We start from the raw sequence: 22862 nt of genomic DNA on the forward strand, positions 1-22862 counted from the left end.
GCGCATGGAGATCTGGTCAGCGGAGATTCGCCAGTCGGTACTGCTCACGATCGAGCTCGCCGCGATCTCGACCGCGATCCTGCTGGTGCTGGCGACGCCGCTGGCCTGGTGGCTGGCCCACGCGAAGGGTTGGTGGACCGAGATCATCGCCAGTGTGGTCGCGTTGCCGCTGGTGCTGCCGCCGACCGTGCTCGGCTTTTATTTGCTGGTGCTGCTCGGTCCCGACGGACCCGGCGGATGGATCGCAAGCTTATGGGGCGGGCGCACGCTCGCCTTCACGTTCGAAGGCCTGGTCATCGGCTCGGTGGTGTATTCGATGCCCTTCGTGGTGCAGCCGATCCGGAACGCCTTTGCCGCGATGGGCGAGCGGCCGCTCGAGGTGGCCGCCACCTTGCGCGCCTCACCCTTGCGCACGTTCTGGACCGTCGCCGTGCCGCTGGCACGGCCAGGCTTCCTGACCGGTGCGGTGCTCGGCTTCGCGCATACCGTCGGCGAGTTCGGCCTCGTGCTGATGATCGGCGGCAACATTCCAGGGCGCACCAAGGTACTGTCGGTCGCGCTGTTCGACTATGTCGAGACCTCGCGCTGGCGCGAGGCGAGCATGCTCGCAGGCCTCATGGTGATCTTCGCCTTCGCCGTGATCCTCACCATGACGCTGGTCGACAAGCGTGCCGCGAGGGCCGCGGCATGAGAACAGCCGAACCCGGCCGCATCAACGCGGCCTTCCGCGGCAGGCTCGGCAATTTTGCGCTGGACGTCGAGCTCAGCCTGCCCGCGACCGGCGTCACCGCGGTCTTTGGTCCTTCGGGTTGCGGCAAGACCAGTGTGGCGCGCTGTGTCGCCGGCCTGCAGCGCATGACGGGCGGATTTTGCGCGGTGGATGGTGACATCTGGCAGGACGGTTCGTCGTTTCGTCCCGTCTACCAGCGGCCGATCGGCTACGTCTTCCAGGAAGCCAGCCTGTTTCCGCATCTTTCGGTGCGGCGCAATCTGCTGTTCGGCGCGCGGCAGGTGGCACGCGCGCAGATTGCCTTCGACGAGGTCGTGGAGCTGCTCGGCCTTGCCGCACTGCTCGACCGCTCGCCCCGACGCCTCTCCGGCGGCGAGCGGCAGCGTGTCGCGATCGGCCGTGCCCTGCTGTCGCGGCCGAAACTTCTGCTGATGGACGAGCCGCTGGCCGCGCTCGACCGCAGCACCAAGGACGAGATCCTGCCCTTCCTGGAGCGGTTGCACGAGACGCTGTCGCTGCCGGTCCTCTATATCAGCCACGACATGGCCGAGATCGAGCGCTTCGCCGATCATCTTGTGCTGATGGAGCGCGGCCGCGTTGTTGGCTCCGGCCCGCTGCATAACCTCCACCCGATACCGCTGGCCGGGCGCCGCGATCGGCATGGCGATTGCCCGCCGCGACGGAACAGCGTAGGACACCGGACGAGGATGACTTCCATGCCGATCGACTTCCACGACATCGACCCGAACCGCGTCGCCGCAATTCTTTACCGCTCGCAGGACGACGTCGATGCTCTGCTCGCCGCCGTCGCCGAGACGCTGGTCCGATCGGGCGAACGGATCGGCGGCGTCGTCCAGCGCAACCTCAAGGACGGCGCCGGCTGCCAGGTCGGCATGGAGGCGATCGACCTCATGACGGGCCGCGAGATTTCGATCTGCCAACCGCTCGGCTCGGGTGCGATGGCTTGCAAGCTCGACGCAGCGGGGCTGGCCGAGGCGGCCGTTGCCGTCACGCGCGCAATCGCGGCCGACGTCGATCTCGTCGTGATCAACAAGTTCTCCAAGCAGGAGGCCGCCGGCGGCGGCCTGCGCGACGAGCTGGCCGACGCCATCGCCGCCGGCATCCCCGTGCTCACGGCCGTTCCCGAAAAATGCCTGGACGCCTGGAACGATTTTACCGGCGGCATCGGCACCACCCTCCTGTGCGAGCGAGGTGCGATCGAAGGCTGGTGGCTGGATCTGTCGTCGCGCATCAAGCGGGCCCGCGCAGCGCGGCCGCCCGCCGATGCACCTGCTGCGTTACTTGCCGATCATCACGTCGGATGACTTGATCACGGCCGAGACGGTATCGCCGACTTGCAAGGCAAGGTCGTCCACCGCCTCGTTGGTGATCGCGGAAAACACCACCAATCCTGGCGCGAGCTCGATCTTCACATGGGCCGTCGTCGTTCCCTTGGTGACAGCAACGATCCGCCCCGGGAGAATGTTGCGGGCGCTGAGCTTCATGGATCAGCCGAACTTGAACAGCACGCCGTAACCGCCGCGGGGATAGCTCCACTCGATGTCGCCGCTCCCCTCGCAGATCACGCGGCATGTCCCGCATTCGATGCAGCCGTCGACGGTGATCTCGACCTGGCCCTTGTCGTTGAGCTCGTAGCAGCGCGCCGGGCAGGCCTTGAGCATGCTGAGCAGCTCGGGCGACGGCGTCGTATGCGGCCGCACCTTGATATGGGCGCGGCCGGCATCGACCAGATAGCGGTTGTAGAACAGCTTGTCCTCGACACGTACGGATGGCTCGATCGACATGGCCTTAAGTCTCCATCGCCAGTGTTGCGTTTCCTTGTGATCAGCGCCAGGCGCGCGCGAGGCGGAAGGCATCGCCGAACAATCCGCTCCACGACCGCGCCTTGATGAACGATTTGAACGTCGTCTTTTCCTTCTCGACCTTCGGCGTGCCGTCGACGCGCAGGAAGTTCTGCATCGCCTTGGAGACCAGCTCCGGATAGGTCAGGAAGAAGTTCTGCGACTGGGTGTGCATCAGTGCCGGCATGTCCTTGTACTTCTTCAGATCCTTGATGACGAAGGACTCGTCCAGCATCTTCTTGTAGAGCGACAGGTTCTCCGCCGTCATCGGATCCTTGCGCGACTTGACCTGGAAGATCGCTTCCGCCGCGATGCGGCCCGACGTCATCGCCAGGTTCGAGCCTTCACGATGGATGGCGTTGTTGAGCTGGGCAGCGTCGCCGACCACGACCCAGCCCTCGCCGTAGAGCTGCGGGATTGCCTTGAAGCCGCCCTCGGGAATGAGGTGCGCGGCATATTCCTTCACCTCGGAGCCCTCGATCAGCGGTGCCACGGAGGGATGCCGCTTGAAGCGATCGAGCAGGCCGTACGGCGTCTCGCCGGTGCGCTGGAAGTCGGCGACGAGGCAGCCAATGCCGAGCGAGATGCACTCCTTGTTGGCGTAGATGAAGCCCATGCCCGTCATGCCGCGGGAGATGGTGCCGGCGGCCTCGATCACCATGCCCTCGTCGCCGCGGAGATTGAAGCGGGCCTCGATGGTCTCGCGCGGCAGGAAATGCATCTCCTTCACCGCGAGCGCGACCTTGTCCGGCGTCGGCCGCTGGCGCAGGCCGGCCCGCGTGCCGAGCAGGCCGTTGACGCCTTCCGCCAGCACGACCACGTCGGCATGAATCTCGCCATCCGCGCGGTCGGTGCGCACGCCGATCACCTTGCCATAGGCGTCCTGCGCGAGCTCGGTCACCGTCGTCTCGCACAGCACGGTGGCGCCGGCCTCGCGGACCTTCTGCGAGAACCATTTGTCGAATTGCGCGCGGATGATGGTGTAGCGGTTCGGCTTCTCTTCGTTGAAGTCGTCGGAACGATAGTGCAGGCCGGTGTGCGAGCGGTCGTCCATCATCCAGAAGCGCTGCTCGACCAGATGCCGCTCCAGCGGCGCGTCCTCGCGGAAATCCGGGATCAGCTTCTCCAGCATGTCGGCATAGAGGATCGCGCCCTGCACGTTCTTCGAGCCGGAATACTCGCCGCGCTCGAGCTGCAGCACCTTCAGGCCGCGCTGTGCCAGCGTGAGTGCCGCCGCGTTGCCGGCCATGCCGGCGCCGACGACGATGGCATCGAACTTCTCCTCGATCATGGCGCTTCTCCTTGCACTAGCTCGCGATCCGGTCGCGTGAATGCGGTGACAGCCGGGCCCGGAACGCCGCCGTCAGCGCCGGAAGCAGCCGGATGGCGTCGGTGACGATGCCCATATGCGCGAAGTCGAAGATCGGCGCGTTCCTGTCGGTGTTGATGGCGACGATCAGATCGGCACCTTCGACGCCGACGCGATGCTGGATCGCGCCGGAGATGCCCGCGGCGATGTAGAGCTTCGGCCGGATGGTCTTGCCGGTCTGGCCGATCTGCCGGTCGGAGGTGACCCAGCCCTTCTGCACCAGCGGCCGCGAGCAGCCGTATTCGGCGCCCAGCACCGTGGCGAGCTGGCGCACCAGTTGGAAATTCTCGGGCGATCCGAGCCCCAAGCCGCCGGCGACGACAACGTCGGCATAGGCGAGATTGGACTTGGCGGAATCGCGGTCGGGCAGGAACGACAGCACCTTGGTCACGATGTCGTCCTCGACGAGACCGAGCGGGTGGCTGACGATGCGGCCGACCGGACGCGCGAGGCGTTCCGGCATCGGCATCACGCGCGGACGCACCGTTGCCATTTGCGGCCGGTAGTTCAGCGTGTAGATCGTGCAGAGCAGCGAGCCGCCGAAGGTCGGGCGCGTCGCGGCGAGTGAGCCGTCGGCATCGACGTCGAGCTCGGTGCAGTCGGCGGTGAGGCCGGTGAGCAGGGTCGTCGCCACCGAGCCCGCGAGATCGCGGCCGAGCGTGGTGGCCCCTAACAGCAGGATCTCGGGCTTGTAGGTGTTGACGACGTCGGTCAGCGCCTTGGTGTAGGACTCGTTGCGATAGTCGGTGAGCAGATCGTCGGCAACCATGTAGACGAGATCGGCGCCGTAGCAGAAGGATTCCGCGGCGGCGCTCTGCGTCGCCTCGCCTTCGGGGCCGATCACGACCGCGGCGAGATCGACCTTGAGCTTGTCGGCGAGCTTGCGGCCGGCGCCCATCAATTCCCAGGAGACCGGATGAACCTGGCCGCGCTCCTGCTCGATGAAGACCCAGACGTGCTTGTAGGCCTTGAAGTGCTCGGGCAGCTCCTTCTTGGTCGCTGCGCGGCCGGCGGCTTGTGCGGCGGTTTTCGGTGCAGTGCTCATGGTGCTCGTTCCCCTCGCCTCAATAGCCGCGCGCCAGCGCCGCAAGCTCGGTCTCCAGCGCCGGCTGGCGCTTGAAGATGGCGTCGATCAGCGCCTCCGCCGGCTGCTCGCCGACCTCGATCAGCGCCGCCTTCTCGCTGCGCGCGGCCGGCGCGAACACCCGCTTGACGATGGTGGGCGAGCCGCGCAGTCCGCATTTGGAGATGTCCTCGACGCCGGCGTCCTGCGCGCTCCATTTCACGATTGGCGCGCGCGCGGCGCGCAAGGCGTCGGCCATCGCGCCGCGGCGGATCTGGTTGGTCGCCTCCAGCATCGTGACGAGACAGGGCAATTTGGTGCGCAGGAGCTGCACGCCGCCTTCGGAGCGCCGCTCGGCGTCGATGGTCCGGGCGGTCAGGTCCAGCGCGCTGATCTTGGCGACATAGGTCAACTGCAGCAGGCCGAGCCGCTTGGCGATGCCGGGACCGACCTGCGCGGTATCGCCGTCGATAGTCTGCTTGCCGGTGAAGACGAGATCGGGCGCCCCGAACTCGGTCGAGATCTTGCGGATCGCGGTGGCGAGCGCATAGGTGGTGGCCAGCGTATCGGCGCCGGCGAAAAAGCGGTCGGTCAGCAGCACGGCGCGATCGGCGCCGAAGGTCAGCGCCTTGCGCAAGGAGTCCTCGGCCGAAGGCGGGCCCATGGTCAGCACCGTGACCTCGCCGCCGAACTGATCGCGCAGCTCCAATGCCGCTTCCAGGGCAAACAGATCGTAGGGGTTGATGATGGTCGGCACGCCCTGGCGCATGATGGTATTGGTTACGGGATGCACCCGAATCTGCGCGGAGTCGGGGACCTGCTTGATGCAGACGACGATGTGCATGTGCGTCTCCAGAACTCGTCTTCAGGACTCGTCTTCGAAAAACCTCGTTCAGAGCAGGAACAGCAAGTGTCGTACCAACTGCGTGAACGATGAAAATCAGGCGCGGACACAGCGACTTAGAATGGCGACGGTATCGCTTGCATCCGCTTCGGGCGGGGAGCCGACAACGCCGCTGCGACACGCGTCGCAAATGCGACAGAGCACGGGCTCACTTCAGCACACCGATCTGCACCAATGCCGGCCCCTGCTTCGGCTGCGGCGCGACCGCGTCCTTCAGCACCTTGAAAACGCGCTGATCGATCGGCGAAGATGCAACGAAATCCGCATAGGCTCGCTCCAGCACCGCCTTGCACCGCTCCGCCACGATCTCGTCCGGCACGCCGGCCAAGTCCTCCCCGGCAAGGTACTGGCCCATCCGCCGGAGAATGTGCAGCCGCGCGACATTGACGAGCTTCGGATCGTAGTCGACGCCGAGCAACGTGAAGAATTCCTCGGCCGCCGAGGCCTCGTTGAGTTGCGCGAGGATTCCATCAGCCATGGTCGGTCTCCATCTGGTTCTGCGGCGCGGATGCACCGGCATCCCTTGCACGCTTCTGCATATGGCTCAGCCGCGCCTCAAGGAACTCGACACGGTCGAGCAATACGGCGATGGCATCGCCGACGGGGTCGGGCATCAGATGATGGTCGAGATCGATCCGTCCGACGACGCGACGATGGCTGAGCTGCGGGCGGACGACGCGCGCGGGAATGCCGACCACGGTGACGTCCGGCGGGGTGCTGTCGATCACCACCGAATTGGCGCCGACGCGCGAGCCGGCGCCGACGGTGATCGGCCCGAGGATCTTCGCGCCGGCTCCGACCACCACCCTGTCTTCCAGCGTCGGATGACGCTTGCCTGGAAACCAGGACGTGCCGCCGAGGGTGACGCCGTGATAGAGCGTGACGTCGTCGCCGATCTCCGCGGTCTCCCCGATGACGACGCAGGCGCCGTGGTCGATGAAGAAGCGCCGGCCGATACGCGCGCCGGGATGGATGTCGATGTTGCTGACAAAGCGGGCGAACCAGGACAAGAGGCGCGCCGGAAAGCGCCAGCCTGAGGTCCACAGCCGGTTCGCGATCCGGTACCAGATCACGGCATGAATGCCGGGATAGGTCAGGACCGTCTCGAGCTGGCTCCGCGCGGCGGGATCGCGCTGGCGTACGCAGCCGATGTCCTCGCGGATCAGCTTCAGCAGCGACGGCTTCACCGCTCCGGAAGGAGAGGCTTCAGCGAGCGGAATGTCGACGATGCAGGCCATGATACCCTCACGCGCAGTTGAGGAGCGAGCGCTCGCGCACCTCGCGCCAGATCGACGTCACCGTTTCCCGACCAACGGCGCCCTTGTGCTCGACGGCGTGCTGGCGGACACGGGCGAGCACCGACTTTGCTTCGTCCGCGCTGGCGGACAGCTGGAGCTCGGCGAGCAGCGCTGTGATTGCTGCGAGCCCCGAATGCTTGCCGATCACGATGCGGTTGGAGCGGCCGAGCAGGTGCGGATCCAGTGCCTGGTAGGTGCGCTGGTCCTTCAACAGGCCGTCGACATGAATGCCGGATTCGTGGGTGAAGACATGCTCGCCGACAATCGCCTTGTTCAGAGGGATGGCCCGCGCCGCCGCGGCCGCAACCACCGATGCAACGTGCTTCAGCTCGGACAGCACCACGCCGGTCTCGCGGCCATAGAGCTGCTTGAGCGCGACGGCGACCTCCTCAAGCGGCGCATTGCCCGCCCGCTCGCCAAGGCCGATCACGGTGACCGAGGCGTGCGTCGCACCGGCCTTGATCGCGGCCAGCGTGTTGGCCGTCGCAAGACCGAGATCGTCATGGCCGTGGAACTCGAGCTCGAGGTCGGTCGTGGCACGGAGCGCTGTCAGCAACGCGAAGGCCGCGTCGGGATCGAGCACGCTCAAGGTGTCGGCAATGCGGAAGCGCCGCGCGCCCGCGGCCTTTGCGGTTGCGATCAGCTCGACCAGGAAATCTACGTCGGCACGCGAGGAATCCTCGCCGCCGACCGCGACGTCGAGCCCGCTGTCGCGGGCGTAGCCGACCACCCGCCTCACCTGCTCCAGCGCTGCCGGCCGTCCACCACTGAGCTTGGCCGCGATCTGCACGTCGGAGGCCGGGATCGAGACGTTGACCATGGAGACGCCCGCCTCGATCGCCGCATCGACGTCGGATGTGCGCATGCGGCACCAGCCGATCGCCGTCGCCGGCAGGTCGGCCTCGACGATGGCGCGGATCGCACTCACCTCGTCGTGACCCATGGCGGGCGTGCCGGCTTCGATCTCGGTGACGCCGGCCGAGGCCAGAGCGCGGGCGATCGAGAGCTTTTCCGCGGTGGTGAAGGCGACGCCCGGCGCCTGTTCGCCGTCGCGCAAGGTGGTGTCGTTGAGAACGACGGACCGGGGCTGGACTCCGTCCGATCGGGTCGTTGGGCCGGGAAACGCCATCCGCGTCCTCCAATCATTCATTCCGATCAGCAGTTCAGCAACCCCCGTGCCATTGTCGGGGCGACCGCCAAGCATCTGAAATCGATGGACTTCTCGACACTTCTTGCTTTGTCGGAAATCCGACAGGGGCAGACAGGCGTGTCAGATGTCGGCGGCCTTGGGGCGGATATGGATGATGATGTCGAGACGCGAGATCTCGTGGCCCGGCAGAGGCTCGGGCATTTGCGCCAGCACGAGCGTCTCGGGCACGTCGATCAGGATGCCTTCGCCGTGAAGGTAGAAATGCGGATGCACCGTCGTGTTGGTGTCGAAGAACGAGCGCGAGCCATCCGGGCCGATCCGGCGCAGCAGCCCAGCCTGGGTGAACTGGTTCAGTGTGTTGTAGACCGTCGCCAGCGAGAGCTGGATGTTGGCCTCGGCTGCTTCGGCAAAAAGCATCTCCGCCGTGACGTGGCGGTCGCCTCGACCGAACAGCAATTCGCTCAGCAACATGCGCTGGCGGGTCGGCCGCAGGCCGGCGTCGCGCAATCGGCGGAACATCGGGCCGGGCTCGTCCTGGAGCTGCGCCGGCAGCCCTGCGTCCATGACATCGACCAAGCAAGTTCCGGAATACGCGTCCATGATCACCTCACGCCGGCCGGGCCGCATCGACCCGATCGTCGTCGGCGCGCAAAAATTCCCGCCGGCGCTCGGCCATCCGGCTCTCGCCGCTCTCCTCGCCGAAGCAGAGGTCGAAATCGTTGCAATCCGTGCAGACCGGCGTCGTGCACATCACGAAGCCGTCGTCCTCGCACAGCATGCGGTAGAAGAAGCGTTTCCAGCGCATGTTCGCGGTGTTGCGCGACGCGAGAGGCGCGAAATGACGCGTCAGGAGCCGCGACAGCTCGGGGCGCTCGCGCAAGCCTAGATCTTCCCAGAGGTGGTTCGGCTCCATCGCCCGCCGCGCCACCATGGCCGCCAACCAGCGGCCGACATCGCCATCGGTCGAGCGCTGTGCGAGCAGGAGATCGCGCACCATGGCGGTCTCGTCGTCGCTCTCGGACACCGATCTCGGCATCCACGCGAATGCGCGGACCGTTGCTGCGGGGAAATTGCGGGCGAAGAGGTCGTTGAGCTCCTGCTCCGACAGCCCGGCGCGTTCGGCGAGAGGGCCGCCGTCCATCACCGCTGCGGCCAGGATCGAGGCCAGCACGTGACGGTCGAAATCATCGTCGGCGCGGATATCCGCGTCCGCGGGATCGCAGCCGGTCAGCAGGCGGTAGAACGCTATTCCGGCATGCGGCCCGACGGGCCATGCCGGTCGCTGCGCCGTCGCTTCGCTGGTCCTCGCATGCGCCGCAATCACGGAAGGCTCCGCCGGTTATGCCGTTGAGGTCGTCGACAGAGGCCGGCCTTCCCGGTTGGGAAGGCCGGCAGGATCGTCAGGCCGTCGCGAGCTCGGCGGCGGTCTTGCCGATCTGGCTTTCGTCAACCGCCTTCATGATGCCGTGCTCCATCAGCATGTCCTCGAGCTCGTCCATGCTGATCGGGGTCGGGATGATGCCCTTGCCGCCGTTGTTGTGGATCTTGGTCGCGAGGTTGCGATAGTGATCCGCCTGCTTGGACTCCGGCGCATATTCCAGCACGGTCATGCGGCGCAGCTCGGCGTGCTGCACGATGTTGTCGCGCGGCACGAAGTAGATCAGCTGGGTGCCGAGCTTCTTGGCCAGCGCTTCCGCCAGCTCCAGCTCCTTGTCGGTCTGGCGCTCGTTGCAGACCAGGCCGCCGAGGCGAACGCCGCCGGAATTGGCGTACTTCAGAATGCCCTTGGAGATGTTGTTGGCGGCGTACATCGCCATCATCTCGCCGGACATCACGATGTAGATTTCCTGCGCCTTGTTCTCGCGGATCGGCATCGCGAAGCCGCCGCAGACGACGTCGCCGAGCACGTCGTAGGACACGTAGTCGATGTCCTCATAGGCGCCATTCTCTTCCAGGAAGTTGATCGAGGTGATGACGCCGCGGCCGGCGCAGCCGACGCCCGGCTCCGGACCGCCGGACTCGACGCAGCGGATGTTCTGGTAGCCGACCTTCATGACGTCCTCGATCTCGAGATCCTCGACGCTGCCGGCGTTGGCAGCGAGGCTGAGAATGGTGTCCTGCGCCTTGGCGTGCAGGATCAGGCGGGTCGAGTCCGCCTTGGGGTCGCAGCCGACGATCAGGATCTTGTGACCCATCTCGGCAAGCGCCGCGAGCGTGTTCTGCGACGTCGTCGATTTGCCGATACCACCCTTGCCGTAAAACGCGATTTGCCTCAGTGAAGACATGTTGCTCTCCATCAACCGATTGCCAAATGACTCCGCGCTGCTCGCGCGAGATTGCTTCTCTCTCAGAAGCGTGGGCCCGCGGGGTTCGGGAAGGAGAACATCGCTCGCCAGTGGCGTCGGCGTGTTCTCAGCCCTCACTCGTTGTTGCTGCATCCAAATAGCAACTGGCGTGCCATTCGCTTCGCGCGCTCTAAGATGCTGACCACACTCGCGAAATATTTCGATCGCCACTGCCGACACCAGCTGTGCCGAACCCTACAGAGATACGGTCTCTGTCAGAAACCGGACAAGAATCGCCGCGCTCGCGGTGCCAATGCACCGCAGTTTCCCGCAGCGCAGATGCGGAACGGAAATTGCTAACTCTCCTTTTGACGCGATGAGAGGAGAACGACAGATGCAGATCGGTGTCGAGACGGCCAAGGCGGTCGACCAGCGGCGCGTGTTCGTGGTCGACGAGGACGAGATCACCCGCGCGGCGCTGCAATTCATGCTGCACGACGAAATCGAGACGCACGAGCTCGCGACGCCGGAGGAGGCCTACGAAAAGGGCGTGGAATGGCTGAAGCCGGACGTGGTGCTGCTCGGCGTCTCGTTCCTGAAAGCGCGCGGAACGGAGCTGATCGGCGAGCTCGGCGCGAGGTTTCCGGGCGTGCGCATCCTCATCGTGACCGACAAGTCCGACGAGACAATTGCGGTCGAGGCCATGAAGGCCGGCGCCCATGGCGCCGTGGTGAAGCCGCTGACGCTGGAAGGCGTGCGCAAGAAGGTCGACACCATCCTCGGCCGCGGAGGCGCCGCGCCGCTGGTCCAGCTCAGCATGGTGAAATAGGACGCCGGCGTGGCGACCATCCTGTTCTACCAGAAGCCTGGTTGCGGCACCAATGCCCGGCAAGCTCGCGCCCTGGAGGCGGCAGGGCATCAGGTGATCGCGAAGAGCCTCTTGACCGAGCCATGGACGGCAGGGCGTCTGCTCTCCTTCTTCGGTGCAACGCCCGTCACGTCCTGGTTCAACCCGGCCGCGCCGCGGATCAAATCCGGCGAGGTGAAGCCGGCGGAGATCGACGCGGCGGAGGCGATCGCCTTGATGCTCGACGATCCCCTGCTGATCCGGCGTCCGCTGATCGATGCCGACGGCGCCAGATGCGCGGGTTTCGACCGCGAGCCGATTCCGTCGCTGCTCGGCGGCGGGCGGAACGACCTTCAAGGCTGCACACGGCCGGAGGCGATGCCGCGGTGCGCTGAGCCGTGATGCTCAGCGCCGGGCGAGCACCATCACCAGGCGATCGACACGCCGGCCCTGCTGCAGGTGCTGCTCGACGATCTCGTCGATATCCTCCGGCGTCGTCGGCCGATACCAGACACCGTCGGGATAGACCACCATCAACGGACCGGCCGCGCAGAAGCCGAGACAGCCCGATGCGGTGAAGCCGACATCCGTCAGCCCCTTCGCCTCGATCGCCTTGCCGAGCCGCTCCCACAGCGGACCGCCGCCGGACGCTCCGCAGCTTCCGCGCGGATGGCTGGGCGGCCGCTGGGTATGGCAGGCGAAGACGTGATGGCGGTAGAGCTGCGGCAGCTCGAAGTCCTCGGTCATCCCGTCGCTCATGACGCCGCCACCGCGACGCCCTTGTCGTTCAGCACGGCAGCCAGCTCGCCCAGCTTGAACATCTCCCGCACGATGTCGCAGCCGCCGAGAAATTCACCCTTGACGTAGAGCTGGGGGATGGTCGGCCAGGTCGAGAACGACTTGATGCCCTCGCGGATGTCGGGATCGGCGAGCACGTTGATGCCGGTGAAGGGCACGCCGAGACCATTCAGGATCTGCACGACGGTGCCGGAGAAGCCGCATTGCGGAGCGGCCGGAACGCCCTTCATGAACAGCACGACGTCGCTGCCTGCGATGATGTCCCTGATCCGTTGTTCGGTCGGTTCGCTCATTCCTCTATCCTTCCATATTCATTTCGGCACCGCCGTTTCGAGCGCGAGCGCATGCAGCGCCTCGCCCATTTGTCCTTTCAAGGCGGCATAGACCATCTGGTGTTGCTGGATCCGGCTCTTGCCGGCAAATGCCTGCGAAACGACGCGCGCGCCGTAATGATCGCCGTCGCCGGCGAGATCGGTCACGATCACATGAGCGTCCGGAAACGCTTCCCTGATCAACTGCTCGATCTCCGGTCCCGCCATCGCCATGTCGCACCCTCCTGCTCTGCGCCCGCTCCATGCAAGCGCCAAACCAGTTTCGGAACATGTGTGTTCAGAGGGACTTGCGCGCCCGACACCGCCGTGATGTCCGACTTGCGACAACGCCGCGCGCGTCCGTGTCGATGACGTGACGAATGCGGATGGTCTCGCTCCGGAGATTGCGATGATGGCTCGCATCGCCTCGAATCGCTGCGCCATCGCGGCATTTCTCGATCGGCCCGGCTTTTGCTTTGCGAGGATTGAACCCGTATTCCGATACGCCAGACGAGGAACTCGAATTGTCCCACACAGACTCCAGTCGACGCCGAGGCCCGATGAAAGATAGCCGCCCATGACCGCCGTTCTCGTCGATTCCGACGGCATCAATTTCGGCGAGCTCGCGCCCGAAATCGACTCGCTGCTGCAACAGGGCGTGGTCAGCTATCGGCGCGACCCGCTTGAAGCCGATCGCATCTTCCGGCAGGCCCTGGAGGCCGCGCCGACGGAGCTCGCGGTCTATTTCTGCCTCTACAAGACCCACACCTATCGCGGTCGTCTCAAAGAGGCCCAGAGCATCGCCGAGCGTGGTTTGCGCGAGGCTGCCCACCAAGCCGGCTGGAGTCCCAACTGGCGAAGCTGGCAGCCACAAGCCGAACTGCCTGACGGCGCCGGCCGCTTCGCGCTCTACACGTTGAAGGCGCTCGCCTTCATCCATCTGCGCAAGGACGAGCAGAAACAGGCCCAGGAGCTGCTCGCCGCGCTGCGCCGGCTCGATCCCACCGGCGCGGTCGGCTGGCCGGTGGTCGCCGCGCTTGCCGAGGGGCTCCAGTGAGGTAGCGATGACCACCACAGCGCTTGCCGACGACGAGACTCTTATCGCGGGCATCATCGCCGCGCTGCGGACGGTTCATGATCCGGAAATCCCAGTGAACATCTATGACCTCGGCCTGATCTACCGAATCGAGCCGAAGCACGACGGGCTGGTCGAGATCGACATGACGCTGACCGCGCCCGGCTGCCCGGTCGCCGGCGAAATGCTGTCCTGGGTCGAGAAGGCCGTGATCGAGGTCGGCGGCGTCGCGACCGTCGCGGTGCGGCTGGTTTTCGACCCGCCCTGGGATTCCTCGCGCATGACCGACGACGTCAAGCTCGAGCTCGGCCTGCTCTAACGCAACAACCAAGCGCCAATCGGAGAGGAGAGGACACAATGATCGAACTGACCGCCAGCGACGGAGCACGTTTCTCCGCCTATCGCGCCGAGCCCGCGGACACGCCCAAGGGAGCCGTCGTGGTGCTCCAGGATATCTTCGGCCTCACCGCCGAGATCCGGAAGGCCGTCGATGCATTCGCAGCCAAAGGCTACGTCGCGATTGCACCTTCCCTGTTCGACCGGGTCAAGCCGGGTCTCAGTCTGGGTCACGACGACGGCGGCAAGGCCGAGGGCGCCGCGATCGGCGCGCAAATCGACAAGGCGCAGGCGATCTCCGACATCCAGGCGACCGTCGACGCGGTGAAGGATGCCGGCAAGGTGGCGGTGCTGGGCTATTGCTGGGGCGGCGACCTCGCCTACACCGCGGCCAACAAGGTGAACGGCATCGCCTGCGTGATCGGCTATGACGGCAGCGAGACCGTCGCCGACTATCGCGAGAAGCGCAGGGTGCCGACGCTGCTGCATTTCGGCGAGAGCGACCCGGAGCTGCCGCTGGAGGCCATCACGCAATTCCGTGCCTTTCGCCCCGATGTCAGCGCCTTCACATATCCCGAGGCCGCCCAGGGTTTTGGCTGCGACGAGCGCGGCAATTATCGCGAGGACGCGGCGGCGACGGCCCTGGAACGGACCATGTTCTGGATCTCGCAATATGTCGAAGGGCAGCAGCCGATCCTGCTGAAGAACGCCGGCGCCTATGCCCAGGCGAAGACCGAGAAGAAAAAGAAGAAGGGAAGCGACGATCTCGGACCGCCCATGGATTGAGGATCCAGCGAGATGCTGCCGACGACCATTCTCATCGACGACGCACCGCGCTGCGTCGTGCGGCCGACCGATGCCAAGGACCTCAATCGTTTCATCCGGAACGGCAAGGGATTCTTGCTGGCCGAAAAGCCCGAAGGCAAGATCACCCACCGCGTGCCGACCGAAAGCGAGATGAGCAAGTGGCAAAGCGGCCTTGCCTTGCACAAGGCCTGGGGCGGCGCCGAAGAAGAGTTCTTCGGTTTGCCGCTGTCGGATTGACGCTACGCCCCTTCGTGGCCACCGCGCGCATCGTGCGGATTGCCGGCCTGGTTTCGCATCCAGTCGGCGAGCTTGGTCAGCGCGGCATCGAGCTCTGCCCGCGCTGCGTCGTCGGCGACCGTCTCCGCCAGCGCGCCGCGCATGCAGAGCAGCCAGGCGTCGCGCTCGGGGCCGCCGATCGGAAAGCCGATGTGACGCTGGCGCAGCCGCGGGTGGCCCTTCTCCGGCGAATAGAGCTTTGGGCCGCCGGTCCATTCGGTGAGGTAGCGCTTCAGCACCTGCTTGGTCGAGGTCAGATCGTCCGCATGCATGGCGCGGATGCCGGCGGCTTCCGGAGCTTCGTCCATTCGGCGATAGAAGCTTTCCACCAGGCGGTCGATGACAACCGGGCCGCCGATCCGCTCGTACATTGAAACAGTCACCAACGTATCGCTCATGCCGATACTCTCCCGCTCAGATCTACTCGTCCATGCTGGGCGACAGGATAACCTCCGCCGGCGCACCAGGGCCTTGATCGGCGACAAATTCCAGCGTGGAGACGCGCGACAGTCCGTCGCCGCTGTCCATCAGCACGACGGCGTCCTCCGGCAGCCCCTTCAGGCGATCGAGCAGTTGAGCGACCGTCACCGAGGCCTCCGCTAATCCGGATGAATCATGATGTCCATGGTCTCCTCCTGGTCGTCGAAGGCCCCGAACGGCCGGTCGTCCTCGACCAGCCGTTCGCCGCAGAGGCAGACCTCGCCATCGACCACCGCCAGCGCGATGGGCTGGAGGCTCTTGCCGTTGCAGGGACCGTCGATGCAGAGCCCGCTGTCGATCTCGAAGGTGGCGCCGTGACGGCCGCATTTCAGGAAGGCGCGATCCTGCGTGAAGAAGTCGCCACTGCCGATGTTGAGCCAGACGCCGTCATGCGGACAGGCATTGACGTAGCCGACATAATCGTTGCCGTGGGTCCGGACCACGACGATCGGGAACGGGCGGCTCTCGCCGGACGCATCGAACCGCGACAGGCTGAAGGCCCGCGCGCTGCCGCGCTCGATCTCGTCGCTCGCGCAGACGACGAAGACGTCGATCTCTTCCCTCGCCATCCGCGCTCTCCCCGGCTAGGCCGCCGCCGGCGCGGCCGCCTGCTTCAGCGCCGCCAGCTCCTCGCGCGTCAGGCGGAACACGCCACGGCCGCCCGCAAGCGTCTGGTAAACGTCGCCGGCCTTGTCGCTGAGGAAGTTGAACCAGGCCTGCGGCGTGAGGCCGTCCGGCCGCTCGCTGATCTCGACCACGGTGCCATCAGGCGTAAAGCGCGCGTGAAGAATGAGTGTCTGCGTATCCATCGTCCCGCTCCACCGTTCAGAAGCCCGACGAGAAGCCGAGCAGCTCGATCTTGACGTCCTCGGTGCCGAGCACGGTGGCCTGGCAGGCGAGGCGCGACTTCGACCCGACGCCGACGATGCTGTCGAGCTTCTCGTTCTCGAGACGCGCGATCTTCGACAACCCCTTTCGCCCTTCGTGCACGAAGATGTGGCAGGAGCCGCATTTGGCCTGGCCTTCGCATTTGTGCGGGATCGCGATTTCGGCCCCGAGCAGCGCGGCCAGAAGCGTCGTTCCCTCGGAGACCTCAACGGTCTTGCCGGCGGGCATTACGGTCAGCGTGGTCATGATTGTCGTCCTCCTGGGTGTTGGTGATGTGCACTTCAGTAGATCGCCGCGCCTGCGCCCACGTTGATCGAGGCGTCCTTCATGGTCTCGACGATGAATTCGATCTGGCTGTCGGTGAGATGGGTATGGAACGGCAGCGCGACGGCGCGATCGGCGATCTTCTCCGTCACCAGCAGATCGCCGCGGCGGTAGCCGAGATCGAAATAATGCCGCTGCAGATGCAGCGGATGGCTGTAGGCGGCAGCCTCGACCTGCTCGACCCGGAGATCCTCGGCAATGGCGTCGCGGCTCGAGCGGGTGAAGCGCGTGCCGAGATGCACGAGATACAGGAACCAGTTCACCTCGGTCACGTCAGGTGCGATATAGGGCGGCTTGATGCCCTCGAACGATTGCACGTGCGTCGCGTAAAGCTGCTCGACCAGCCGGCGCCGCTCGATGATCTCGTCGATGCGCTTGAGCTGGGCGAGGCCAAGCGCGGCCGCGAGATCGCTGATCCCGGCCTGATAGGCCGCGGCCGAGCTCACCACGACCGAGGAACGCTCGTTCAGCCGATGCGCGCGGTGACGGCGCAGGGTCACCGCGAGGTCTATGTCGTCGGTGACGAGCATACCGCCCTCGCCGCAGGTCAGGAGCGAGGGCTGCGCGAAATCGAACACGGCGACGTCGCCGAAGCTGCCGACCAGCCTGTCCTTGTAGCGCGAGCCGATCGCCTCGGTGGAATCCTCCAGCAGGAGGACGCCGCGCCGCTCCGCGATGTCGCGCAGCTCCGACCAGGGCGCCGGATGGCCATTGGTGTTGCCGGCGAGAATGGCCCGCGTCCTCGGCGTGATCCGCTCTTCCACCTTCTGCGGCGCCAGCGTTCCGGACCAATAGTCGATATCGGCGAACACCGGCCTGGCGCCGGCGAGACTGATCGCATGGGCAGTCTCGCGGAACGAATAGGACGAAGCGACGACCTCATCGCCGGCACCAATGCCATACGCCTTCAGGGCGAGCAGAAGGCCGATGGTGCCGCTCGGTACCGCAACCGCATAGGCGCGGCCGACATAGGCGGCGAACGCCGCCTCGAAGTCCTCCGCCAGCGGACCACTGGAAAGCCGCGGCGAGCGCAAAACCGTGTCCACCGCGGCGATCTCCGCCAGCGTGACATCTGGGTCGGAGAGCGGAATGAAGTCGTGCCCGATCCCGACGGACACCTCGCCCGCTTCGGCCACGTCGTCATAAGCGAGGGCGGGCTCCGTCATGACCCGGCCGCCCGCTTGGCGAGCACGATGCCGGTCGCGCGTCCGGGATCGTCCGTGATCTGCGCACAATGATCGGCGCTGTCGAGCAGATGCAGGTCGAACGCGCCGACGCTGCGGTACGGGGTCTCCGTCACATCAGAGGCATCGCAGCGGATCCAGGCAAGGTGGGGAAATTTCTGGCGCAGCGCGAGAAAGGCCTGGGTCACCGCTTCGGGCGAGCCGAGCATCCGCTCAATTTCGGTCAGTTCGGTTGCAGCGACCGCCATCTTCCCAACCTCCTGCTATTGCCAGAACACGCGTTCGGGATCAGCGTTCAGGACATCGGTCACCGACGTGAGCCGCTGATGCACGCCGTGCAGCTCCCAGGCGCCCGTCTTGTGGTCCTTGCGGAAGAGCTTCCAGCTCGCGCCCGCCGCATCGTGATGCAGCAGCGCGACATCAATGACGCCGCCCTCGGCGTCGATGTTGCGCGAGCAGCAGGGGCTCTCGACCAGATAGCCGCCGGTCACGCCCCTGACGATCGGCGAGACGTAGCGATAGCGCTTGCGCGATCCGAGCGCGCGCTCGATCCGCCTGCGATCGAGCTCGTTGGGATGCGCGGGCAGGCCTATGGCGGGCTGTCTGAGGACCGCGGCGTTCATCGTGGCATCCCTAGAGCGGACTGATTTCTTCTTCGAGGCAGCCGACCACCAGCCGCTCGCCGAACTCGACAAGGTAAATCGGCAGATTGGCGTCGGTGTGCCTGCCGACCTGGACGATTTCCCCGGTGCCGCCGACTCCGACGAGGAGGGCTTCGGCCGGCGCATCCGGAAACGAGCCGTCGTTGAGCAGGTCCACCGCCGCCTTCACGCGCTGGCCCCATTGGTATTTCGGCAATCTGGGTTCGATCATCATGACATGGTCTCCGGCAGGGGAATGTCCTCGACCGCATCGCGCGGGGTGATGGGGTCGAGCTCCTTGCGCTTCATCCCGACGCGATTGCCGCTTTCGAGGAATTCGACGCCATAGATGTAGAATTGCTGGAGGAAGGTGCCGATCGAGACGACGTAGCCGATCTCCCCCTTCTTCGCGAGGATGTCGCCGATCTCCTTGCCGGCATAAGTGCCGTCGTTGCGAATGGTGCGCTTGGCCCGCACCTTCTCGCCGAAGCCAAAGAACGGCGGCGCGGACAGCTCGACGACGTCGCTGTCGCGGACGATGTTGCTCATACCGAAGCTCCCGTTCCTCGTTCCAGCCGCACGGCGACCCGCGACCGCGCGACTTCGCGCACCAGGCTGTCCTGGTCCTCGGCGAGCCCCATGAGCTCGCCGACGGCGGCACGGCTCGCGACCTCGTAGCGGACGCGCCAATCCGGATCGCCGCGCATCAGCGCCAGCAGCTCCGGCGACATGCGCTGGGCAACCTCGAGCCGCACCGCGGCATCGCGGTCGTTGATCATGCCGAGCAGCCATTCCTCCGGAATGCGCCGGGCGACCACGCGGCGGACCTCCGCCTCCTCGTCGTCGATCATCCGGCCGAGCAGCAGCGGCGCCAAACGGCGCGCGACGACGAGGCGGACGTAATAGTCCTCGTCGGAAGCCATCGGCAGCAGGTCGTCACCGTCGATCAGGGTTGCAACCCGCATTCTCACCTCGCGATGCGGATCCTTGCGCAATTGCAGCGCATAGCGCCTGGGCAGGCGGCGAACGGCATTCCAGCGCACCGTTTCGTCGGCATCGCCGAGCAGCGGCGGAAGCAGGAACAGATTGGCGGATTTTGCGGCGATAGCACGTACCTCGAAATGCGGATGGCCGAGATAACCGTCGGCGAGGCCCGGATTCCAGTTGAAGAAGCGATCGATGCGGCGCGCGTAGCGATCGTTGACGCAGGCATGCTTGATCCGGCAGCCGCCTGCGCCATTAAGCGTCAGATGCGTGCAAGTCGTACAGTCGACCCAACGTCCCAGCCAGTCGAGGGCTTCGTCGATGTCGTCACTCATCGTCCTGCCCCATCCGCTCGAGCACGCCGAGGAGAACCTTGGCACCGATCTTGTCGGTGGGATCGAGCTCGAGCAGCTTCTGCACCGCAAGCCGCCCCTCCTCGGTCTCGCCGAGGCGCATCTGCAAATAGGCATAGCCCTTCAGCGAGAACAGGAAGAACCGCGGCAGGATGTTCTCATAGCGGCCGAACTCGGCATCACCCGCCCGCACCTGTCGCCAATCGGCAGGGAGATTGTTTTCCTCGGCAGCCTTCATGAGGCAGCGTCGGGCGACGTCCAGCGCCTCGGCCAGCCGCCCCTTGTAGAAGTAGAAGCGATAGAGGCCAATCAGCACGGCCGCGTGACCCGGCGCGAGCGCCTCGGCTTCACGTAAATGGCCTTCGGCGATGTCGTCCAGGTGGTAGGAAAGACCGGCTTCCCAGAGATGATGTTCCGCCTCGCTCGGCAGCCCGCGCCCGAGCAAGGCGCCGGTGACGAGCGCCTCGTTGATCTCGACCTGCGGGCTGACGAACGTGTCGGGCATCCCTATCGCCTGTTCAATGATGTCCGCAGGAGACCTGCTTCGGATCGTGGAACACGAGGCCGGTCTGGGTCGCGGTATCTGCGAAGTCGATGGTGACGCCGTCCAGCAGCAGCCGGCTTTCCGCCGGCAGGAACAGCTTGACGCCGTCACGCTCGACCACGGCATCGCCGGCCTGCGGCTCGGCCCGCACGCTGATGTCGGCGGCAAGGCCCGAGCAGCCGCCGGGGCTGACAGCGAGGCGGAAGCCGCTGCCCGCGCCGCCATCGACGCGGAGCATCATGCGCATGAACTTTTGCGCCGCCGGTGTGATCGTGAAGTTCATCCCATCCCCCTCAAGCAGGCGCCTGGTAGCGCGGCAGCGACGTATCGATGACGCAGGTGTTGTCGACCGGACAGACCGCCACGCATTGCGGCTCGTCGAAATGACCGAGGCATTCGGTGCATTTCTTGGGGTCGATCACGAACGTCCCGCCCTTCTCGCGAATGGCGACGTTCGGGCATTCCGGCTCGCAGGCCGAGCAGCTCGTGCACTGCGAAGCGATGATCTTGAATGGCATCGGTCTCTCCTCACGCCGCCGAAATCAGCGCGCCCTGGCGGATGGCGGCGTCGCCGCGCTCCACATGCTCGATCTCGCCGCTGTTGACCTTGTCGAGATAGGCCTTGAACCAGGCGATCGCGGATTTCTCGATGAACTCGTGGGCATATTGATCGACCGGCTCGATCCCGGCCTTGATCAGGTCGCCCTTCGGGCATCCGCCGATCTTGGCGACGAACACCGCATGGCAATCGTTGATGGCGCGGATGATCGTCTCCAGGCTGTCTTCCTCGCCGTAGCCGCCCTGGCAATAGAGGTCGACGCGGCGATGACCGACGAACTTGGCGCCTGCCGTGGAGAGCTCGTAGACCTGGAACTCCTTGGCATGACCAAAGTGCTCGTTGATCAGGCCGGAGCCCTTGGTCGCGACGGCCACCAGCACCTTGATGTCGCTCGACGTGCCGGCGAGCTCGGCGAGCTCCTCCTGCTTGGCCGCGACCTTGGCGATGCGCTCCTCCTCGACCTTTTCCTGGTAGGCTTTGCGGGTCTCGGCGTCGTACTTGACCTCCATGGCCATGATCTTGTCGGTGGTGAACTCGGCGCTGCGGTCCTCGCCGAGCAGACCGACCGCGTCGGCGCGGCACTGCCGGCAATGCCGCATCATGTTCATCTCGCCCTCGCAGGAATCCTGCAGCGCCTTCAGCTCCTGCGCGCTCGGGCCGCGCTGGCCGTTGAGGCCGAACACGGTGCCGTGCTCAGGCGCAGAGATCAGCGGCATGATGTTGTGCAGGAAGGCGCCGCGCGACTTCACGGCCCTGTTGACCTCGACCAGGTGCTGGTCGTTGATCCCCGGGATCATCACCGAGTTGACCTTGCAGAGAATGCCGCGCTCGGTCAGCATCTCCAGGCCCTGGAGCTGCCGGTCGGTCAGGATCTTGGCGGCCTCGTAGCCGGTGTAACGCTTGTGCTTGTAGAAGATCCAGGGGTAGATCTTCGCGCCGATCTCGGGATCGACCATGTTGATGGTGATGGTGACGTGGTCGACGTTGTACTTCGCGATGGTGTCGACGTGATCGGGCAGCATGAGGCCGTTGGTCGACAGGCAGAGCTTGATGTCGGGCGCCGTATTGTAGATCAGCTCGAAGGTCTTGAAGGTCTTTTCCGGATTGGCCAGGGGATCGCCCGGACCGGCGATGCCGAGCACGGTCATCTGCGGGATGGTGGAGGCGACGGCCAGCACCTTCTTGGCGGCCTGCTCGGGCGTCAGCTTCTCGCTGACGACGCCGGGGCGCGATTCGTTGGCGCAGTCGTATTTGCGGTTGCAGTAATTGCACTGGATGTTGCAGGCCGGCGCGACCGCGACGTGCATGCGCGCGTAGTGATGATGCGCCTCTTCGCTGTAGCAGGGGTGGTTCTTCACCTTCTCCCAGATCTCGGTCGGCAGGTCGCCCTGCCCGGCCTGCGATCCGCAGCTCGCCTTGCCGCTGCCGCCGGTGGTGCCGCAGCCCTTGTGCTCGGCAATGGCCTGCATGATCTCGCCGACCTCGGCAAGATTGCCGCTGCTCGCATCGTGTTGCGCTGAAACGTCCATGTGCTCAGTTCTCCTTGCAGGCCGAACAGATTTCTGCGGCTCGGATTTCGAGAAACGTCCTAAGAGCCGTTCTAGAAAGGTATTAGCAACCCGCATGCCACCGCCGCGCCAGCGACTTTCTCCGCTTGCTTCAAGGAGTTAGCGCGCTCACGCGGAAATGTCGGGTTCTCAACGCATGTTGCAAAGGTGACAGACGCGACATCCCGGCGAGATGCATCAATGCGTGCGGGATCTCCGCGCGAGGATTACTCGTGCGGAGATCCAT

At 65.5% G+C, this 22862-nt stretch carries 37 protein-coding genes and 1 pseudogene; 9 read left to right on the forward strand and 29 right to left on the reverse strand.

Annotated elements, in window-relative coordinates:
- Positions 1-4: 4 nt before the first annotated feature.
- From modB to BDOA9_RS40165, 3 genes and pseudogenes are all read left to right on the forward strand, one after another.
- Positions 5-691 carry a molybdate ABC transporter permease subunit gene (modB, locus tag BDOA9_RS30670; protein ID WP_025037773.1) on the forward strand — a complete coding sequence of 229 codons (687 nt, stop codon included), beginning with the start codon at positions 5-7 and terminating at the stop codon, positions 689-691.
- A pseudogene (gene modC / locus BDOA9_RS40160) lies at positions 688-1386 on the forward strand (molybdenum ABC transporter ATP-binding protein); the annotation flags it as partial. The gene modB and the pseudogene modC, both read left to right, overlap by 4 nt.
- A 60-nt stretch (positions 1387-1446) precedes the next feature.
- Positions 1447-2055 carry a DUF2478 domain-containing protein gene (locus BDOA9_RS40165; protein ID WP_210183855.1) on the forward strand — a complete coding sequence of 203 codons (609 nt, stop codon included), beginning with the start codon at positions 1447-1449 and terminating at the stop codon, positions 2053-2055.
- Here the strand turns inward: BDOA9_RS40165 and BDOA9_RS30680 are convergent.
- The 11 genes from BDOA9_RS30680 to nifH form a co-directional block, all read right to left on the reverse strand.
- Complete coding sequence (locus BDOA9_RS30680; RefSeq protein ID WP_025037775.1) at positions 2029-2235, reverse strand: TOBE domain-containing protein; 207 nt, start codon at positions 2233-2235, stop codon at positions 2029-2031. The genes BDOA9_RS40165 and BDOA9_RS30680 overlap by 27 nt on opposite strands.
- Before the next feature lie 3 nt (positions 2236-2238).
- Complete coding sequence (locus BDOA9_RS30685; protein ID WP_025037776.1) at positions 2239-2535, reverse strand: ferredoxin family protein; 297 nt, start codon at positions 2533-2535, stop codon at positions 2239-2241.
- Between the two features lie 40 nt (positions 2536-2575).
- The gene (locus BDOA9_RS30690; RefSeq protein ID WP_025037777.1) at positions 2576-3883 is read right to left on the reverse strand and encodes an FAD-dependent oxidoreductase; all 1308 of its coding nucleotides are present in this window, start codon (positions 3881-3883) and stop codon (positions 2576-2578) included.
- 16 nt (positions 3884-3899) lie between these two features.
- Positions 3900-5006: an electron transfer flavoprotein subunit alpha/FixB family protein gene (locus BDOA9_RS30695; RefSeq protein WP_025037778.1), complete on the reverse strand. Its 1107-nt coding sequence runs from the start codon at positions 5004-5006 to the stop codon at positions 3900-3902.
- Between the two features lie 19 nt (positions 5007-5025).
- A complete protein-coding gene (locus tag BDOA9_RS30700) occupies positions 5026-5868 on the reverse strand; it encodes an electron transfer flavoprotein subunit beta/FixA family protein (protein ID WP_025037779.1) in 843 nt (280 codons plus the stop codon).
- 208 nt (positions 5869-6076) lie between these two features.
- On the reverse strand, positions 6077-6406 hold the full coding sequence (gene nifW / locus BDOA9_RS30705; protein ID WP_025037780.1) for a nitrogenase stabilizing/protective protein NifW: 330 nt from the start codon (positions 6404-6406) through the stop codon (positions 6077-6079).
- The gene (cysE, locus tag BDOA9_RS30710) at positions 6399-7166 is read right to left on the reverse strand and encodes a serine O-acetyltransferase (RefSeq protein ID WP_025037781.1); all 768 of its coding nucleotides are present in this window, start codon (positions 7164-7166) and stop codon (positions 6399-6401) included. The genes nifW and cysE overlap by 8 nt, the downstream gene beginning before the upstream one ends.
- A gap of 7 nt (positions 7167-7173) precedes the next feature.
- A complete protein-coding gene (gene nifV / locus BDOA9_RS30715; RefSeq protein ID WP_042336820.1) occupies positions 7174-8355 on the reverse strand; it encodes a homocitrate synthase in 1182 nt (393 codons plus the stop codon).
- A gap of 141 nt (positions 8356-8496) precedes the next feature.
- Positions 8497-8940: a Fur family transcriptional regulator Irr gene (gene irr / locus BDOA9_RS30720; RefSeq protein WP_042336897.1), complete on the reverse strand. Its 444-nt coding sequence runs from the start codon at positions 8938-8940 to the stop codon at positions 8497-8499.
- Between the two features lie 43 nt (positions 8941-8983).
- Positions 8984-9700: a nitrogen fixation protein NifQ gene (locus BDOA9_RS30725; protein ID WP_025037784.1), complete on the reverse strand. Its 717-nt coding sequence runs from the start codon at positions 9698-9700 to the stop codon at positions 8984-8986.
- 76 nt (positions 9701-9776) lie between these two features.
- The gene (gene nifH, locus BDOA9_RS30730; RefSeq protein WP_025037785.1) at positions 9777-10661 is read right to left on the reverse strand and encodes a nitrogenase iron protein; all 885 of its coding nucleotides are present in this window, start codon (positions 10659-10661) and stop codon (positions 9777-9779) included.
- 394 nt (positions 10662-11055) lie between these two features.
- Here nifH and BDOA9_RS30735 point away from each other — a divergent pair, with 394 nt between their 5' ends.
- Complete coding sequence (locus BDOA9_RS30735; protein WP_025037786.1) at positions 11056-11490, forward strand: response regulator; 435 nt, start codon at positions 11056-11058, stop codon at positions 11488-11490.
- Positions 11491-11499: 9 nt separating this feature from the next.
- Positions 11500-11910, forward strand: coding sequence for an ArsC/Spx/MgsR family protein (locus BDOA9_RS30740; RefSeq protein WP_025037787.1), 411 nt, complete (start codon positions 11500-11502; stop codon positions 11908-11910).
- A gap of 3 nt (positions 11911-11913) precedes the next feature.
- On the opposite strand, the gene BDOA9_RS30745 is transcribed toward BDOA9_RS30740, so the two are convergent.
- From BDOA9_RS30745 to BDOA9_RS30755, 3 genes are read right to left on the reverse strand one after another with little or no spacing between them, the layout of a single operon-like run.
- Positions 11914-12267, reverse strand: coding sequence for a (2Fe-2S) ferredoxin domain-containing protein (locus tag BDOA9_RS30745; protein ID WP_025037788.1), 354 nt, complete (start codon positions 12265-12267; stop codon positions 11914-11916).
- On the reverse strand, positions 12264-12599 hold the full coding sequence (gene grxD / locus BDOA9_RS30750) for a Grx4 family monothiol glutaredoxin (RefSeq protein WP_025037789.1): 336 nt from the start codon (positions 12597-12599) through the stop codon (positions 12264-12266). The genes BDOA9_RS30745 and grxD overlap by 4 nt, the downstream gene beginning before the upstream one ends.
- 18 nt (positions 12600-12617) lie before the next feature.
- Complete coding sequence (locus BDOA9_RS30755; RefSeq protein WP_025037790.1) at positions 12618-12851, reverse strand: BolA family protein; 234 nt, start codon at positions 12849-12851, stop codon at positions 12618-12620.
- A 343-nt stretch (positions 12852-13194) separates the two neighbouring features.
- On the opposite strand from BDOA9_RS30755, the gene BDOA9_RS30760 reads away from it, so the two are divergent.
- Genes BDOA9_RS30760 through BDOA9_RS30775 form a run of 4 tightly spaced genes read left to right on the forward strand, consistent with a single transcriptional unit; the run spans position 13195 to position 15072 of the window.
- Positions 13195-13674: a hypothetical protein gene (locus BDOA9_RS30760; RefSeq protein WP_025037791.1), complete on the forward strand. Its 480-nt coding sequence runs from the start codon at positions 13195-13197 to the stop codon at positions 13672-13674.
- Positions 13675-13681: 7 nt separating this feature from the next.
- Positions 13682-14011: an iron-sulfur cluster assembly protein gene (locus BDOA9_RS30765; protein WP_025037792.1), complete on the forward strand. Its 330-nt coding sequence runs from the start codon at positions 13682-13684 to the stop codon at positions 14009-14011.
- A gap of 38 nt (positions 14012-14049) precedes the next feature.
- On the forward strand, positions 14050-14814 hold the full coding sequence (locus tag BDOA9_RS30770; RefSeq protein ID WP_025037793.1) for a dienelactone hydrolase family protein: 765 nt from the start codon (positions 14050-14052) through the stop codon (positions 14812-14814).
- Positions 14815-14826: 12 nt separating this feature from the next.
- Complete coding sequence (locus tag BDOA9_RS30775; RefSeq protein ID WP_025037794.1) at positions 14827-15072, forward strand: hypothetical protein; 246 nt, start codon at positions 14827-14829, stop codon at positions 15070-15072.
- 2 nt (positions 15073-15074) lie between these two features.
- On the opposite strand, the gene BDOA9_RS30780 is transcribed toward BDOA9_RS30775, so the two are convergent.
- From BDOA9_RS30780 to nifB, 15 genes are read right to left on the reverse strand one after another with little or no spacing between them, the layout of a single operon-like run.
- Positions 15075-15509, reverse strand: coding sequence for a group II truncated hemoglobin (locus BDOA9_RS30780; protein ID WP_025037795.1), 435 nt, complete (start codon positions 15507-15509; stop codon positions 15075-15077).
- Positions 15510-15531: 22 nt separating this feature from the next.
- Positions 15532-15699, reverse strand: a complete 168-nt coding sequence (locus BDOA9_RS39140; protein WP_167523652.1) for a hypothetical protein — start codon at positions 15697-15699, stop codon at positions 15532-15534.
- 11 nt (positions 15700-15710) lie between these two features.
- Entirely contained in the window at positions 15711-16160 is a 450-nt protein-coding gene (locus tag BDOA9_RS30785) for a Rieske (2Fe-2S) protein (RefSeq protein WP_025037796.1), read from the reverse strand.
- A gap of 15 nt (positions 16161-16175) precedes the next feature.
- On the reverse strand, positions 16176-16400 hold the full coding sequence (locus BDOA9_RS30790; RefSeq protein ID WP_025037797.1) for a hypothetical protein: 225 nt from the start codon (positions 16398-16400) through the stop codon (positions 16176-16178).
- Between the two features lie 16 nt (positions 16401-16416).
- A complete protein-coding gene (locus tag BDOA9_RS30795; RefSeq protein ID WP_025037798.1) occupies positions 16417-16725 on the reverse strand; it encodes a 2Fe-2S iron-sulfur cluster-binding protein in 309 nt (102 codons plus the stop codon).
- Between the two features lie 35 nt (positions 16726-16760).
- Positions 16761-17969, reverse strand: a complete 1209-nt coding sequence (locus BDOA9_RS30800; protein ID WP_025037799.1) for a DegT/DnrJ/EryC1/StrS family aminotransferase — start codon at positions 17967-17969, stop codon at positions 16761-16763.
- Positions 17966-18235 carry a DUF6129 family protein gene (locus BDOA9_RS30805; protein WP_025037800.1) on the reverse strand — a complete coding sequence of 90 codons (270 nt, stop codon included), beginning with the start codon at positions 18233-18235 and terminating at the stop codon, positions 17966-17968. Before BDOA9_RS30805 ends, BDOA9_RS30800 begins: the two co-directional genes overlap by 4 nt.
- Before the next feature lie 15 nt (positions 18236-18250).
- Positions 18251-18610, reverse strand: a complete 360-nt coding sequence (locus BDOA9_RS30810) for a DUF3024 domain-containing protein (protein WP_025037801.1) — start codon at positions 18608-18610, stop codon at positions 18251-18253.
- Positions 18611-18620: 10 nt separating this feature from the next.
- Entirely contained in the window at positions 18621-18860 is a 240-nt protein-coding gene (locus BDOA9_RS30815; RefSeq protein WP_025037802.1) for a nitrogen fixation protein NifZ, read from the reverse strand.
- Entirely contained in the window at positions 18860-19177 is a 318-nt protein-coding gene (locus tag BDOA9_RS30820; RefSeq protein WP_025037803.1) for a nitrogen fixation protein NifZ, read from the reverse strand. Before BDOA9_RS30820 ends, BDOA9_RS30815 begins: the two co-directional genes overlap by 1 nt.
- On the reverse strand, positions 19174-19947 hold the full coding sequence (locus BDOA9_RS30825) for a 4Fe4S-binding leucine-rich repeat protein (protein WP_025037804.1): 774 nt from the start codon (positions 19945-19947) through the stop codon (positions 19174-19176). The genes BDOA9_RS30820 and BDOA9_RS30825 overlap by 4 nt, the downstream gene beginning before the upstream one ends.
- Complete coding sequence (locus BDOA9_RS30830) at positions 19940-20470, reverse strand: hypothetical protein (protein WP_025037805.1); 531 nt, start codon at positions 20468-20470, stop codon at positions 19940-19942. The genes BDOA9_RS30825 and BDOA9_RS30830 overlap by 8 nt, the downstream gene beginning before the upstream one ends.
- A gap of 13 nt (positions 20471-20483) precedes the next feature.
- Positions 20484-20792: a HesB/IscA family protein gene (locus tag BDOA9_RS30835; RefSeq protein WP_025037806.1), complete on the reverse strand. Its 309-nt coding sequence runs from the start codon at positions 20790-20792 to the stop codon at positions 20484-20486.
- Between the two features lie 10 nt (positions 20793-20802).
- Entirely contained in the window at positions 20803-21027 is a 225-nt protein-coding gene (locus BDOA9_RS30840; protein ID WP_025037807.1) for a 4Fe-4S binding protein, read from the reverse strand.
- A gap of 10 nt (positions 21028-21037) precedes the next feature.
- Positions 21038-22597 (reverse strand): nitrogenase cofactor biosynthesis protein NifB, encoded by a 1560-nt coding sequence (nifB, locus tag BDOA9_RS30845; protein ID WP_025037808.1) that lies wholly within the window; start codon positions 22595-22597, stop codon positions 21038-21040.
- Positions 22598-22862: the final 265 nt, after the last annotated feature.

The organism is Bradyrhizobium sp. DOA9, from assembly GCF_000617845.2.
GTDB lineage: Bacteria > Pseudomonadota > Alphaproteobacteria > Rhizobiales > Xanthobacteraceae > Bradyrhizobium.